The 14,957-nt window shown below is 34.1% G+C and carries 13 protein-coding genes; 12 read left to right on the top strand and 1 reads right to left on the bottom strand.

Annotated features, from left to right (window positions below):
• The first annotated feature begins 31 nt into the window (after positions 1–31).
• The 8 genes from ACSHW7_RS05615 (at position 32) to ACSHW7_RS05650 (ending at position 10,497) form a co-directional block, all read left to right on the top strand.
• Positions 32–667 carry an acetyltransferase gene (locus ACSHW7_RS05615; protein ID WP_435678357.1) on the top strand — a complete coding sequence of 212 codons (636 nt, stop codon included), beginning with the start codon at positions 32–34 and terminating at the stop codon, positions 665–667.
• A gap of 8 nt (positions 668–675) precedes the next feature.
• On the top strand, positions 676–1,806 hold the full coding sequence (locus tag ACSHW7_RS05620) for a DegT/DnrJ/EryC1/StrS family aminotransferase (RefSeq protein WP_435678358.1): 1,131 nt from the start codon (positions 676–678) through the stop codon (positions 1,804–1,806).
• Positions 1,807–1,846: 40 nt separating this feature from the next.
• Entirely contained in the window at positions 1,847–3,796 is a 1,950-nt protein-coding gene (locus ACSHW7_RS05625; RefSeq protein WP_435678359.1) for a polysaccharide biosynthesis protein, read from the top strand.
• A 98-nt stretch (positions 3,797–3,894) separates the two neighbouring features.
• Entirely contained in the window at positions 3,895–4,653 is a 759-nt protein-coding gene (locus tag ACSHW7_RS05630) for a polysaccharide biosynthesis/export family protein (protein WP_435678360.1), read from the top strand.
• A gap of 11 nt (positions 4,654–4,664) precedes the next feature.
• Entirely contained in the window at positions 4,665–7,040 is a 2,376-nt protein-coding gene (locus ACSHW7_RS05635) for a GumC family protein (RefSeq protein ID WP_435678361.1), read from the top strand.
• Positions 6,982–8,364 carry a capsule assembly Wzi family protein gene (locus ACSHW7_RS05640; protein ID WP_435678362.1) on the top strand — a complete coding sequence of 461 codons (1,383 nt, stop codon included), beginning with the start codon at positions 6,982–6,984 and terminating at the stop codon, positions 8,362–8,364. Before ACSHW7_RS05635 ends, ACSHW7_RS05640 begins: the two co-directional genes overlap by 59 nt.
• Positions 8,365–8,406: 42 nt before the next feature.
• The gene (locus ACSHW7_RS05645) at positions 8,407–9,966 is read left to right on the top strand and encodes an NAD(P)/FAD-dependent oxidoreductase (RefSeq protein ID WP_435678363.1); all 1,560 of its coding nucleotides are present in this window, start codon (positions 8,407–8,409) and stop codon (positions 9,964–9,966) included.
• 72 nt (positions 9,967–10,038) lie between these two features.
• Positions 10,039–10,497 (top strand): COG2426 family protein, encoded by a 459-nt coding sequence (locus ACSHW7_RS05650; RefSeq protein WP_435678364.1) that lies wholly within the window; start codon positions 10,039–10,041, stop codon positions 10,495–10,497.
• A gap of 39 nt (positions 10,498–10,536) precedes the next feature.
• On the opposite strand, the gene ACSHW7_RS05655 is transcribed toward ACSHW7_RS05650, so the two are convergent.
• The gene (locus ACSHW7_RS05655; protein ID WP_435678365.1) at positions 10,537–10,713 is read right to left on the bottom strand and encodes a hypothetical protein; all 177 of its coding nucleotides are present in this window, start codon (positions 10,711–10,713) and stop codon (positions 10,537–10,539) included.
• 144 nt (positions 10,714–10,857) lie between these two features.
• Between ACSHW7_RS05655 and ACSHW7_RS05660 the strand changes: the two genes are divergently transcribed.
• From ACSHW7_RS05660 to ACSHW7_RS05675, 4 genes are all read left to right on the top strand, one after another.
• Positions 10,858–12,660: an SLC13 family permease gene (locus ACSHW7_RS05660; RefSeq protein ID WP_435678366.1), complete on the top strand. Its 1,803-nt coding sequence runs from the start codon at positions 10,858–10,860 to the stop codon at positions 12,658–12,660.
• Between the two features lie 5 nt (positions 12,661–12,665).
• On the top strand, positions 12,666–13,568 hold the full coding sequence (locus tag ACSHW7_RS05665; RefSeq protein WP_435678367.1) for a mechanosensitive ion channel family protein: 903 nt from the start codon (positions 12,666–12,668) through the stop codon (positions 13,566–13,568).
• Complete coding sequence (locus tag ACSHW7_RS05670; protein ID WP_435678368.1) at positions 13,558–14,007, top strand: hypothetical protein; 450 nt, start codon at positions 13,558–13,560, stop codon at positions 14,005–14,007. The genes ACSHW7_RS05665 and ACSHW7_RS05670 overlap by 11 nt, the downstream gene beginning before the upstream one ends.
• A gap of 129 nt (positions 14,008–14,136) precedes the next feature.
• Entirely contained in the window at positions 14,137–14,934 is a 798-nt protein-coding gene (locus tag ACSHW7_RS05675) for a TerC family protein (RefSeq protein ID WP_435678369.1), read from the top strand.
• The last annotated feature ends 23 nt before the right edge of the window (positions 14,935–14,957 follow it).

The following is a 14,957-nucleotide window of genomic DNA, read 5'->3' on the forward strand; positions in this document are numbered from 1 at the left end:
GCAAGAACGAAAACACCATTTACGAAAAAAAATGAGAGATATAACAATAATAGGAGCTGGTGGATTTGGACGAGAAGTAAAATGTCTTATTGATGATATTAATAAGGTTGAAAAGACATTTAATATTCTTGGTTTTATTGATGACGGAATTTCTCCAGGAACCAATATACACGAATATAAAGTATTAGGGGGAGTAGATTATTTAAATAGTCTTGAGAAAAAGCCTTGTGTAGTTATTGCTATAGGTACTCCCAGTATAAAACAAAGAATATTTAATAGACTTAAAAAGTTTGAATTTCCATCAATAGTGCATCCTAGTGTTTCATTAAATGGTACAAATATCACTATTGAGGAAGGGTGCATTTTATCAAAGGGATGTATCCTTACATGTGATATTAAATTAGGTAAATTTACAATTCTTAATTTATCTTGTACCATAGGGCATGACACTTTAATACACCCATTTAGTTCTTTTATGCCTTCTGTAAATATATCTGGTGAGGTTACAATAAATGAAGCAGTTTATGTAGGCACAGGAGCCAAAATTATTAACGATTTAAATATTGGGAAAAATACAATAATAGGTGCCGGTGCTGTGGTTTCAAAATCATTGCCAGAGAATTGCACAGCAGTAGGCATTCCAGCTAAACCTATAAAATTTAATTAATAGATTTAATGAAAGATAAGATATGGCTATCATCTCCTCATATGGGAGGAAATGAGCGCAACTTTGTAAATGAAGCATTTGATACTAATTGGGTTGCTCCATTGGGCCCCAACGTTAATGGTTTTGAAAAAGATTTAGAAAATTATTTGAAAGATGATGTTCACGTAGCGGCATTGAGCAGTGGTACTGCTGCAATTCATCTTGCGCTCATATTGTTGGGTGTTTCCGCTGGAGACGAGGTATTGTGTCAAAGTATGACATTTTCTGCTTCGGCAAATCCCATTATGTATCAAGGCGCCATTCCTATTTTTATAGATAGTGAAAAAGATACTTGGAATCTATGCCCTATTCATTTGGAAGAGGCAATTAAAGACCGTATTGCAAAAGGAAAGAAGCCAAAGGCTATTGTCGCAGTTCATTTGTATGGTATGCCCTATAAAGCTGACGAGGTTAGTGCTATTTCAAAAAAGTATGGCATACCTATCGTGGAAGATAGTGCAGAGGCGCTTGGAAGTTGTTACAAAAATAGAAAATGCGGCACTTTAGGTGACATAAGTATTTTGTCATTTAATGGAAATAAGATTATTACTACCTCAGGCGGTGGAGCCATGGTGGCACATTCAAAAGAATTACGAGATAAGGCAGTCTTCTTAGCTACGCAAGCGAGAGACAATGCACCTCATTACCAGCATAGCCATGTAGGTTACAATTATAGAATGAGTAATATTTCAGCAGGAATAGGAAGGGGACAGATGCAAGTGCTTGATGATCACATTGAGTTACGTCGTGGTATGCACTCGTTTTATAAACAGTTATTTATGGATATGCAAGGTGTAGAAGTGTTTGCTGAAAGTTCAGAGAGTGTTTTTTCAAACCATTGGTTATCTTGTATTTCAATTAACTCAAAAATATCAGGATTTACTACTGATACTTTGCGGATTGCATTAGAAGAAGAAAATATTGAATCTCGCCCTTTATGGAAACCAATGCATTTGCAACCTATTTTTAAAAAATATCCATTTTATGGAAATAGTGTTAGCGAAGATTTATTTAACACCGGGTTGTGCTTGCCCTCTGGCTCAAATTTGACTGAAAAAGATAGAGATAGATTAACATCCGCTGTGAGAAAATTCTCGTAGATATCTGTATCTTTGTTTTTATACTTATACCTAAGAAATTTTGAAGTCAATAGAGAAAAGCTTTTCTGCACTTTACACAGGAGATAATAGATTAAAATTACTGGACCAGAGGTACTTACCTAGGTGGATTGTTGTAGTTTTAGACTTACTTTTGTGTGCATGTTCTTTGGCAATAGTATATTTTATTTTGCTAGGTACACCTATTTTCTTTAGTGATTATGTCTCGTTGCCCACTCAAGGTTTATTTTTGCTAGGAGTTAATTTGTTGTTTTTCTTCATTTTCAAGACTTACTCTGGGATTATTAGACATTCTACATTTACAGATATTATAAAACTTGCCTTCTCGTCAATTGGCACTGCATTCACATTGCTGGTCTTTAATACGATTTATGGAGCATTTACAGATAAATATGTCTATACACTAACACTTATTGTTATGTATATGTTTTTATCCTTTTCTTTATTATTATTATTTAGAGTTGCAGTAAAAGAAACTTATCAAATTTTAAAACGAGGCGCAAAAGGAATTCTTAAAAAACGTGTTGCAATAATTGGTGCAGATGATCAAACAATTTCTTTAGCAAAGGCGCTGACTACCGAGTCTAATTTACCGTTTAAATTAGTAGGTTTTTTGACTGAAAAGTTTGATTCAAAAAGATATAAATTATTAGGTAAGCCAGTGATCCCAATTAAAGGGAATTTTCCTGAAACGGTTCAAAATTACAACATCCAAGGGGTTATAGTTATAAGTGATTCTTTAGCTGTAAAGGAAAAAAATGAAATAGTAGCACTCTGCTTAGAAAATAATGTGGAAGTTCTTAATGTACCCTCAGTTGAAAGATGGAATACAAAAGATGATATTCATAATCAAATCAAGCCTATCCAAATTGAGGATTTGTTGGAGCGAGATCCTATAAACATTGAAAATGAAGCAATTGCTAATGACTTAGTGGGGAAAACTATTTTAGTAACAGGCGGTGCTGGATCTATTGGTAGTGAGATTGTTCGCCAAATAGCGTTGTTCAATCCTAAATTGGTAGTGATACTCGATCAAGCCGAATCTGCCCTTCACGAATTAGAATTATATTTAGTAGAAAAATTTCCTGATTTAAATTTTATTACTGAGCTTGCAAATATCAGTAACATGTATCGTTTAGAACAGTTATTTACAAAGTATGATTTTAATATGGTATATCACGCGGCGGCCTATAAACATGTTCCCCTTATAGAAAGAAATCCGCACGAAGCTGTTTATGTAAACATTTTAGGTACTGTAAACTTAGCAGTTTTATCAGTAAGCAATAAGATTGATAAATTTGTAATGATTTCAACTGACAAAGCTGTAAATCCTACAAATGTCATGGGTGCATCAAAAAGAGTTGCTGAAATGTATGTCCAATCACTTCAGCGCAAAGAGAAAATTCATACTCGTTTTATCACTACACGTTTTGGAAATGTATTAGGTTCAAACGGTTCAGTGATACCTCACTTCCGAAGGCAAATAGCAGCTGGTGGTCCAGTAACAGTAACGCATAAGGATATTATTAGATACTTTATGACTATTCCCGAAGCGTGCCAACTCGTTTTACAAGCAGGAACTATGGGGTCAGGTGGAGAAATATTTGTGTTTGATATGGGCAAGCCTATTAAAATTCTTGACATGGCAGAACGTATGATTAAGTTATCTGGATTAGAGCCTTATATAGACATTAATATCAATATCACTGGTTTAAGGCCAGGTGAAAAATTATATGAAGAGTTGTTAAATGATACATCAACTTCGTTGCCTACGCCTCACCCTAAGATTATGATTTCTGAAGTGCCAACTGTAAGTTTTGATATTATTAATACGAAAGTTAAGAAAATAATTAAGACAGCGACAAGGTTCAAAGATAATGAAGTTGTCATCTTGTTAAAAGAATTAGTTCCAGAATATATAAGCGAAAATTCAAGATTTGAAGTTCTGGATACGGAAAAAAAAGATGGTTGAATCTTAAAAATTCGACAAGCCAAAATTTATAAAATTATACTCAATATGTACCTTAAATAGGTTGAAGGGCTTATATTTGCACGAATTAAAAAAAAGTAATGATAAAATACCTTTTATTGGTCTTGACAATAGTTAGTCTATTTTCTTGTGCTACAAAAAAAGAAATAATATATTTTCAAGATATTCAAGCGTTGAATTCTAAAAATATAGAGCAACCTTTTGAGCCTATAATTGAGACAAACGATATTCTTTATATATCTGTTTCTTCAATGGAACCCAAGGCAATTGCACCATTTATTAAGAAGAGAGAGGATGCATCAGCAACTAATACCAATACAAATCCAGGTTTAGATGGTTATTTAGTTAAAAAAGATGGCTCCATAATTTTTCCTGTAGTTGGTGATATATATGTTGCTGGAGATACCAGAGCCCAAGTTGTTGAAAAAGTAAAAAAGAAATTATCTGAATACATAAAAGATGTAGTTGTTGATGTTAGGATTATGAATTTTGAAATTACAATACTAGGGGAGGTTGAAAACCCTGGAGTGTTTCCAATTAGAGATGAGCGTGTAACCTTGCCAGAGGCTATAGCACTTGCTGGCGATTTAACTGCAGACGGTAAACGTGAAAATATAACTGTTGTGAGAGAGGAAAATGGAAAAAGATTGGTTGAAACAATTGATTTGACACGTGCCGATTTTTTTAATAGTGATTTTTATTATTTAAAACAAAATGACGTTATATATGTGCAGCCTTCGCTAAGAGGTGTCAAGAAATCTGGTTTTATTCCTGATGTACCGGCACTATTATCACTTTTCACAATAGTGTTGAGTTCTATTATTATTATCACTCGATAAAGAGTTTCAAGATGAATATGATTTCACAGCAAAAAGAAGTTAAGGAAACGTCAATTAAAGATTTAATATCCCAATATACTAAGTATTGGTATTTTTTTCTATTCGCAGTTATTATCGCTTTAGTGGGTGCATTTTTATATTTGAGATATGCCGAACGAATTTATCAAACAACAAGTACTATTATTATAAAAGATGAGAAAAAAGGAGGCCCTGCAGAACTTGCTGCTTTTTCTGAACTTTCTTATTTTCAAAATGCATTTTCTAGCAATATAAACAGTGAATTAGTCTTGTTAAAATCAAAGACATTAATTGCAAAAGCTGTAAAAGAACTTAATTTAAATATACGTTATTTTTATACAGGAAATATAAAGACGTCAGAGTTGTATGCTTATAAGCCTATAACTGTAAATTTTTTAACAGTTTCAGATACACTTCATTCAGCACTTCCTTCTTTATTTATAACACCTCAATCAAATACTTCTTATTCAATTGAAGTAGGGGAAAATGGAGTTGTGGAGACTCATGAATATGGAGTCATTGCATCCTTTAATTTTGGTGATATAACAGTGCTTCCTTCAACATCAGACCCAGAAAAATTTGAGGAATACATTGGTAGAAAAATACAAGTTTCTTATGCACCATTATCTCTCGCAGCTGCTGTTTTTCAGGGTGGGTTAGAAGTGGTTCATGATGGCAAAAATGGTGAAGTGGTTAATTTGAACATGAAATCTACAATACCGGCAAAATCTGAAGATTTTTTGAATGAGTTGGTAAGTCAATATAATCAAGACGCAATCAATGATCGTAATCAAGTTGCGCAAAAAACATCGAGATTTATTGACTCTAGATTGCAGATTATTACTAAGGAGCTTGATTCTGTTGAGAATAATAAGGAGGAATTTAAAAGTTCAAATCGCCTGACAGATATTTCAGCAGAAGCGCAGTTAGTTCTTGAAAACGCAAGCCAATTTGATAGACGCCAAGTTGACATAGCTACACAATTAGAGTTGGTAAACTCATTGGTTGATTATATAGATAAAAGTGATCAGATCGAACTATTACCTTCAAATATGGGCATTGGTGGAGAAGGAGTTATCATGTCTGTAGATAGTTACAATAAATTAGTTTTAGAGCGTAATAGGATGCTCCAAAGTTCTACAGAGCAAAATCCAGTTATACGAAATTTGAACTTGCAAATTGAGCAATTGAAATCCTCAATCTATCAATCTCTTAAAAGTCAACAACAAAATTTTAAGACTTCACTTAGAGACTTAAATTTTCAGGAAAGTAAATTAAATGCTAAACTATCAAAAGTTCCTACTCAAGAAAAATTATTTAGGGGGATTGTACGGCAGCAAAATATTAAGGAACAATTATATCTATTTCTTTTACAACAACGAGAGGAGACAAATATTTCTTTAGCTGTTACATCCTCCAAAGCTAAAGTAGTTGACCCAGCTTTTAGTGGAAGATTTCCTATATCTCCAAAAAATTCTATAATATACTTAATGGCTTTTATAGTTGGTTTGTTAATACCGTTTTTATTTATCTACGTGTATTATTTATTAAATACAAAAATTACAAACCGAAGAGATGTTGAACGTGTGCATACAAATACACCTTTAATTGGTGAAGTCCCAAAACTAGGACGTAATGAGGAAGAACTAATCCAAAGTAATGACCATAGTATTTTGGCTGAGTCGTTTAGGATTTTGCGTACAAATCTTCAGTATCTCTTATTAAATAAAGAAAATTCAAATCAAAATAAAAAACGCATTTTTGTTACATCAACCATTAAAGGTGAGGGGAAGACTTTTGTTGCTTTCAATTTAGCCTTAACACTAGCGCTAACTGGAAAAAAAGTAGTTTTAATTGGAGGTGATATAAGAAATCCTCAATTACACAGATATTTGCCGGAAGAATATAAGAAAAAAGCTGGTCTTACTGAATTTATTGTAAATGAAGAACTTGAAATTCATGATTTAATAGTAACGAGTGAACATGAGAAAAATTTAAGTATTGTAATGTCTGGTGTAATACCGCCAAATCCTGCCGAGTTGTTAATGCAACCACGTGTAGAACAGTTCTTTGAGAATATAGATGAACATTTTGATTACGTAATAGTTGATACAGCTCCTTCTATGTTGGTTACCGATACTATTTTGTTAAATAGACTAGCAGATGTCACCTTATATGTGATTAGAGCTAACTATACAGATAAAAAATTATTAGAATTCTCTCAAGATGCTATTGCTGACGGACGATTATCAAATGTTGCTTTTGTTCTAAACAATGTAACCTTGGCAAATTTTGGCTACGGAAATAAATATGGTTATACCTATAGTGCTGAAAAGAAAACGTTTTGGCAACGCCTATTTAATAGATAAAATGACTAAAATATTATTTAATACGATACTTTTTTTTTTCTTTAGTGCTTCTTTATCGCAAGCTCAAAATTCAAGTGATGAAATAATCGATGAGTTTTCTTATTTTAACGAATTTTCAGTAATAGGAATTGGTTCATCAGAAAATTATGCGCCTTATTGGTTTCACACAAATACAAATTCAGCAATAGGTCAGTTTTCTAATATATCCACTACTGCAAGTGTAGGGGGTAGTTATAAATATAAAGAAAATGTATCGTTAGAAATAGGTGCAGCTTTTTTCTATAGAGACAACATAGTGGTTGAAGATTTCCAAAGAAGAGATTTGTATGCTCAAATAAAAATTAATTGGCTTAAAGTAACTTTAGGAGCTAAATCACAAGATGTTGAAGTTGATGGTCTTTCAGCAACAAATAAAAATTTTCTTTGGTCAGGAGATGCGAGACCCCTTCCAGGTTTAATAATCGAAGCTAATAAGCCATTAAAAATCAATAATTGGCTAGGAATTGACTGGGGTATTGCTCATTATAATTTAAATGACGATAGATTTGTAGATAACGCAAGAGTGCATTACAAAAGATTAGGTGCACACATCAAACTCAATAAAAAAAATAGATTTTATGCGCGTATTCAACATTTTGCACAATGGGGAGGAACGTCACAAACAGAGGGACCACAAGAGGATGATTTTGGTGCATTTGTGGATGTTTTTATAGCCAAGCAAACGGGTAGCCGGTTCAATGCATTAGGTAATCATTTAGGTTCTTATTTATTTGATTACTATTGGTCACCAGACATTGGAACTTTTAATTTTTATCACGAACACCCTTTTGAAGATGGCTCTGGAACTCGATTAGCGAACTTTCCAGATGGCGTATGGGGAATTGTCTATAGTCCTAAGAAAAATAAATTCATTAATAATGTTCTTTATGAATTTATAGACACCACAGATCAAAGTGGAGAGGACGGTTCAGGAAAAGATAGTTATTTTAACAATAGAGTTTATAAAAGTGGATGGTATTATGAAGGTCAAAATATCGGACTTCCTTTTTTGATTGTAAGAATTAATTCGAGGGTCACTGCTCATCAACTAGGATTGAGTGGAAAAATTAAAAATATCGATCTAGTATTAAAGTCAACCTATGTAAACAGTATAGGAACATTTTTTGAAGGACTAGATTATGATGATGAAGCTATTTATACTTTTGCGAAAGCTTCATATAATATAGAAAGGTATGGTATGATATCACTTTTAGTCGGTTACGATATTAGTACGCTCAATAATAATGTTCTTGGCGCAGGGCTAGAATATAGAGTTAAGTTTTAAGAATATTCTCTAAAATACATCTTATCATTATAGTTGCTTTCTATGAGCCTACTCATCCAAATCCAAATACTGCCAAGACAACAAGAGGATGAAAACTATATTCTCGATGTAGCGCTCGAGAAAGCGAAACTGAGAAGAGGAGATTTAAGCGACTGGCGCATACGAAAACGCTCCATAGACGCTCGACGAAAACCCATCAAAATCAATCTGCAAATCGAATTTTGGCTCAAGGATGAAGAACGAGAAATCATCCCTCCATTTATCCCAAAGCAAGTTTCAAATGCAAGGAAAATAGCAATTATTGGAGCAGGGCCTGCGGGTTTATATGCCGCGCTCAGGGCTATTGAAGCGGGTTTGAAGCCTATTGTATTTGAAAGGGGCAAAGATGTTCGTTCTAGACGTAGGGACCTTGCAGCAATTAATAAAGACCATATCGTAAATCCAGAATCTAATTATTGCTTTGGTGAAGGCGGGGCCGGGACTTACAGTGATGGAAAATTATATACCCGTTCAAAAAAGAGAGGTAATGTGTTAAAAGCTTTGGAATGGTTTGTCCATTTTGGAGCCGACCCAGATATTCTCGTGGATGCCCATCCGCATATTGGGACCAATAAATTACCTGCCATAATTCAGGCAATGCGCGAAGCTATTATTGAGGCTGGTGGCGAAGTTCATTTTGATAGCAAATTGACAGATATAAAAATTTCAGAAGGAAGCATTTCTGAAATTTCAATAAATCAAACTAGCGTTTATAAATTTAAAGACGTTATTCTGGCAACAGGTCATAGTGCTCGTGATATTTTTTATTTGTTACATAATCGAAATATTAAACTCGAAGCAAAGCCATTTGCCATTGGAGTTCGCATTGAACACCAACAAGAATTGATTGATACTATTCAATATCATGGATACACCGATAATCCTTATTTGCCGCCTGCATCTTATGCTTTGGTCGAGCAAGTAGATGGATTGGGAGTTTATTCATTTTGCATGTGTCCTGGCGGAATTATAGCTCCCTGCGCAACGGAGCAAGAGGAAGTGGTCACAAACGGTTGGAGCCCGAGCAAACGTAACAATCCCTACGCGAATAGTGGAATTGTAGTAAGCGTAGCGCCAAAAGATCTACCCAATTACGAACCCAATGACCCTTTTGTTTGTCTAAATTTTCAAAAAGAAGTCGAAAAAAAATGTTGGGAAGCTGCGGGGAAAACCCAAAGAGTTCCGGCACAACGAATGGTCGATTTTGTAAATGGCGAAATCTCAGATTCATTTCCGAAGACATCTTACCAGCCTGGAATCGTATCGGTAGATTTAAATGTTGTTTTACCAAAACTCATTTCAAAAAGACTTAAAAAAGTGTTTGTTGCTTTTGGAAGAAAAATGAAAGGTTATTACACGAACGACGCTGTATTGCATGCGCCAGAAAGTAGAACCTCATCTCCTGTTTTAATTCCTAGAAACCCCGAAACTCTAGAGCATATTGACATAAAAGGTTTGTATCCTTGCGGAGAAGGAGCTGGGTACGCTGGTGGAATAATATCTGCAGCTATTGACGGCATTAATTGCATGGACGCAATTGCACTCAAATATCAATCAAAATAGTTCCATAAATTAATCATAAAGAATATTCAGTTTTATAGATTGCTCGTACCTTTGCATTTCTTAAAAATTGCTTTGATTAAAGACTCAATAATAGCGGCGCTCTGGAGTTTATCTCCATTTGGTGAGGCAAAAGTGGGTATCCCGTATGGTATTTTTCACGATTTAAATATCTATTGGGTATTGCTTATTTGCTTTCTATCCAATGTTTTGGTATTTCCAATAATGATGTATTTTCTTGATAATGTAAATAGATATTTATTGGGTTGGAAACGGTATAAAAAATCGGCAATTTGGATAGCGCGAAGAGCAAAAACCGGTTCTGGAGAAAAAATCAACAAATACGGTTTTTGGGGTCTTATCTTCTTTGTGATGATTCCTTTACCGGGAACAGGTGTTTATGCTGGAAGTATTGCCACGTACATTCTTAAAATTGAACGAAAAAGCGCGTTTGTAGCAAACGTAATAGGGATTTTCTTCTCTTCTGTAATTGTTTGGGTAACTACTATTTTAGCTTATAAAGGAATAGGGTAGTGGCTATCGATTTCGTTTTTAATCGCTCTAAATTTCTATTTACTTTTCCTCTTTATTTTCTTCGGAAACTTTACTGGCATTAACCCTTTCGTTGATTGCTTTTAATTTCGCTTTGCGCATTTCGGCTTCTTTTTTCAATTTGTTCTTCTTCTGCGCCATGAGCTTTGAGTGCTTCGCTTTGTTGTTTCCGTTCTTTACTTTTCCTTTTTTTGCCATGGATTAATGAGATTTTAATTTATTTGGGTACGTAGTTTTTGAAAGGCATTTGAGTTACAAATATTATCAATTGTGGCTTTATAATTATGATTTTGTTGGGATTTTTGAATCAGCGCTATGCTTAATTTTAAACAAAATTAATTTATGGAATTATCAATACTTTTAGTGTTTATCATTATTGGAATAACGGTAATTCTATTTGTAACCGAATTATTTCCCGTTGATAAAATTTCATTTTTTATCATTGTGGCGCTTCTCCTTTTGGGCATAGTAACTCCCGAAGAAGCCATTAGCGGATTTTCAAACCCAGCAACAATTACAGTACTTAGTTTAATGATACTTGCCGTGGGATTGGAGGATAATGGCGTTATCCAATTACTCACAAACGGTATTAAAAAGATGAAGTTGTTGCCGCTCATCTTGATTACACCAGCTTTTATGATAGTTTCGGCAACGGTGTCTGCATTTATTAGTACGACTGCAGTGGTTATCATTTTTATAAAAATTGTCACTCAACTTTCTGAAAAGTATAATTTTTCAAGTGCTAAATTATTAATGCCCATTTCTTTTGCGGGAATTTTAGGTGGAAGTTGTACCCTAATGGGAACATCTACAAACATCATCGTAAATGCCGTTGCAAAGGAACGCGGAGCAGAAGGTTTTAGTTTTTTCGAATTTTCACTTTACGGACTTGTATTTCTAGCCATTGGAATTGTTGTAATGACCATAGGGAGTAGATTTCTACCAAAGGGTACATCTAATAATGTGCGTGATGATTATGCAATTGACAGCTATATTTTCACGGTTAAAATTTCCGAAGAATCGAAATTGATTGGGGAGCGCCTAGAAAAGTTTAGTGATGCGTCTGCGGTGGTGCTAAAATTAATTCGTGATAAAAATGTTTTGAACGCACCGGGTAAATATATCGATATCAAAAAGGGAGATAATTTTGTTTTGATGAGTGACCTTGACAGCTTACAGAAATTTGTGAAAGAATATGATTTGAGTATTAATGACAAAAGAGAAACTGAGCAGGAGGAAGAGGTTAAAGATGGGGAAAAGGAAGAAGAGAGCCAAATGACCTATGTAGAATTGCTCATTCTCCCAGGTTCAAATCTTATAGGGAGAACTTTAAAGCAGCTTCGTAAAGCAACTATTATGGGGGCTTTCCCAATAGCTATAAAAAAACGTAGAAATATTAGAAATACTCAAGAAAGATTGTTGCGTAAAAGTTTACATCAAATAAATTTAAAGCCTGGAGATAGGTTATTGCTGGAACTGCAAGAGCAAAAAATAAGCAAACTTTATGATCTTGAGAATGTTGCTATTTTAAATCAGCACGAAAATACTCCGGTGGTTCCTAAAAAGAATACCTTTATTGCGATTAGCATATTATTGCTCGTAATAGGATTAGCATCGAGTGGTGTGATTTCAATACTTTCTGCTTCCTTGACGGGAGTTGCAGCGATGTTGCTTTTTAATATCATTACTTTAAATAATATTTATCATCGGGTAAATTGGCAAATAGTTTTTTTACTTGCAGGAATGATTCCACTAGGTGTAGCGATGACAAATAGCGGTGCCGATGTATGGTTATCTGGGCAATTGTTAGAAATAATGAGCGGTAAAACGCCGGCAATTGTACTTGGTTTAATGTTTGGGATGACCATGGTTTTATCTGGTTTTATTTCAAATAATGCTACTGCAATTATTATGACACCTATTGCTATTGCGGTAGCGACAGGTTTGTCTTTAGAGATGAAACCATTTATCTTGGCGGTAATGTTTGGTGCTAATTTTAGTTTTTTCACACCTGTGGGCTATCAGACGAACGCGCTCATTTACGGTACTGGGATATATAAGTTTAAACATTTTTTAATTTTGGGTGGAATATTATCACTTATACTTTTGGCAACAGGTACGTTTATTCTATCCACGCTATTATAAAAATTATGTATTATTTATTTCAAGAAAATTCTAATTTGCTTGTTCAGCTCACATCAAAAATGGAAGCTTGGTGGGATGCATTTGTACTTAAGTTGCCCAATCTTGCGGTAGCAATTTTGGTGCTCATTGTCTCTTATTTTATGGGCAAGTTTTTAAGTAAATTGTTGTTACAAATTCTTCGTAAGAAAATGAAGAATAGGTCTGTAAGGCGGGTCTTGTCAAAAATACTGTATGGTATTATACTTGTTATCGGGTTTTTCTTAGCACTCGGAATTTTAGATTTAGACAAGGCACTCACTTCTGTATTAGCAGGAGCTGGAGTAGCTGCTTTGGCCATTGGCCTAGCGCTTCAAGGCACTTTGTCAAACACATTTTCGGGGATTATGCTATCTTTTTTACCTCGAATTAAGATTGGAGATTTTATTGAAACCGACGCGCATAGTGGTTTTGTGCATGACATAAGTTTAAGAAATCTTGTCCTCCGACGGCCAGATAATCATTATGTTATTATGCCGAATTCAAAATTTATCGAAGAACCATTTATTAATTATTCACTCGTTACTAGGGGAAGGGTTACAGTGCATTCTCGTGTTGCGTATGGTTCAGATTTGCATGCTGTAAAAGCAATGGTACTTGAGAAATTTGAAGAAGCATTTCCGAATTTAATAGACGAAAAAATAGAATTTTATTATATTAAATTTAACGAAAGTTCAATTGATTTTATGGTCCGTTTTTGGATTGACTATGTGAAGAAGAGCCAAATGTATGCCGCTCAGGACGAAGCTATTTTAATCATTAACGACCTTTTTAGCGAGAAAAATATTGAAATTCCCTATCCAATTCATACTATAAATCTTTCAGAAAGTACATCTAATAACCCTAAAAAAGACAATGACTATGAAAAATGAATCTCTTTTAGAAGTATTAAGTAATCTCATTTCACAACACAATGATGCGTTTAAATTTGCAACAACAAGTAGTACGTTTTCTGAAAACACTACCATTTCTCGCACCCTGCTTTCTCTTGCTGAGTCCAGTCATTATTGTATTGTTGACCTGGTTTCATATTTAAAACAACTGGATGCAACTGCAACATTTGATAACCAAGTGAGTATTGCGGAGGCCCTATTTATAGGCTGGACAGACTTAAAAAATAGTATGGGATTTGAGAGTGATGAGGAGTTGCTTATCGCTGCAAAAAACTATTACGATAAAATAATGACAAATTATTCTACTTTAAAGGAGTCACAAGATGCTTTAAATCCTGAAATTAATGAATTGATATCATTGCATCAAACACACTTAAAGCAAAACCTACATAATCTGGAGAATTTGATTGAAGAATAGATTTTCTTCGGAAATATTAATTGGCAGAATATTTTGTGTCTTAAATCATTTTTGCCATTTCATTGTTTTCAGATTACACATAAATAGTTCAATTTTAAAGTACGCGCAACCAAACAAAAAAACCTCAAAATGTTAGATTTCTTATTCTCTACCGAAGCACTTTTAGCGCTCACAACACTTACCTTTCTTGAAATCATTCTAGGGATAGATAATATTGTTTTTATTTCAATAGCAGCAAACAAACTCCCCGAAAATCAACGAGCAAAGGCAACAAATATTGGATTGCTATTAGCACTCGTTCAACGAGTTATTTTACTGTTTTTCGTATCATTTTTAGTAGGACTTAGTGAGCCTTTTTACTCTTTAGAGGCTTCTTGGTTTTCGGCAGCTATAAGTTGGCAAGGAATTATATTGTTGTCGGGTGGTTTGTTTTTGATATATAAAAGTACATCAGAAATTAGAGAAAAAATGGATGTGCCGGCACATAATGAAAATGAGGAGAAGAGTAAAAAAATAAGGTCACTGTCAAATGCCATTGTTCAAATACTCATTATCGATTTTATCTTTTCAATCGATTCCATCCTTACCGCAGTAGGAATGACCAACGGACTTTCTGAAAACGATGACCATAATCTGGTTTTGATGATTATTGCCGTCGTAATTTCAATAGCAATAATGATACTTTTTGCTAACAAAATAAGAACATTTATCGATGCAAATCCCAGTGTTCAGATATTGGGTTTATCATTTCTGATACTCATAGGTTTTATGCTTATTACAGAAGCTGCTCACTTGAGTGAAGTTTCGGTCATTGGACAATCTGTAGGGGCAATTCCCAAAGGATATTTGTATTTTGCCATCGCCTTTTCATTAATGATTGAGTTTATAAACATTAAGATTTCTAAAAATAAAAATAAGCCGAAATAGTCTTATTTTTTCATTTAACCAAT

This window comes from Patiriisocius sp. (assembly GCF_051252435.1).
In the GTDB taxonomy this organism is placed as follows: domain Bacteria; phylum Bacteroidota; class Bacteroidia; order Flavobacteriales; family Flavobacteriaceae; genus Patiriisocius.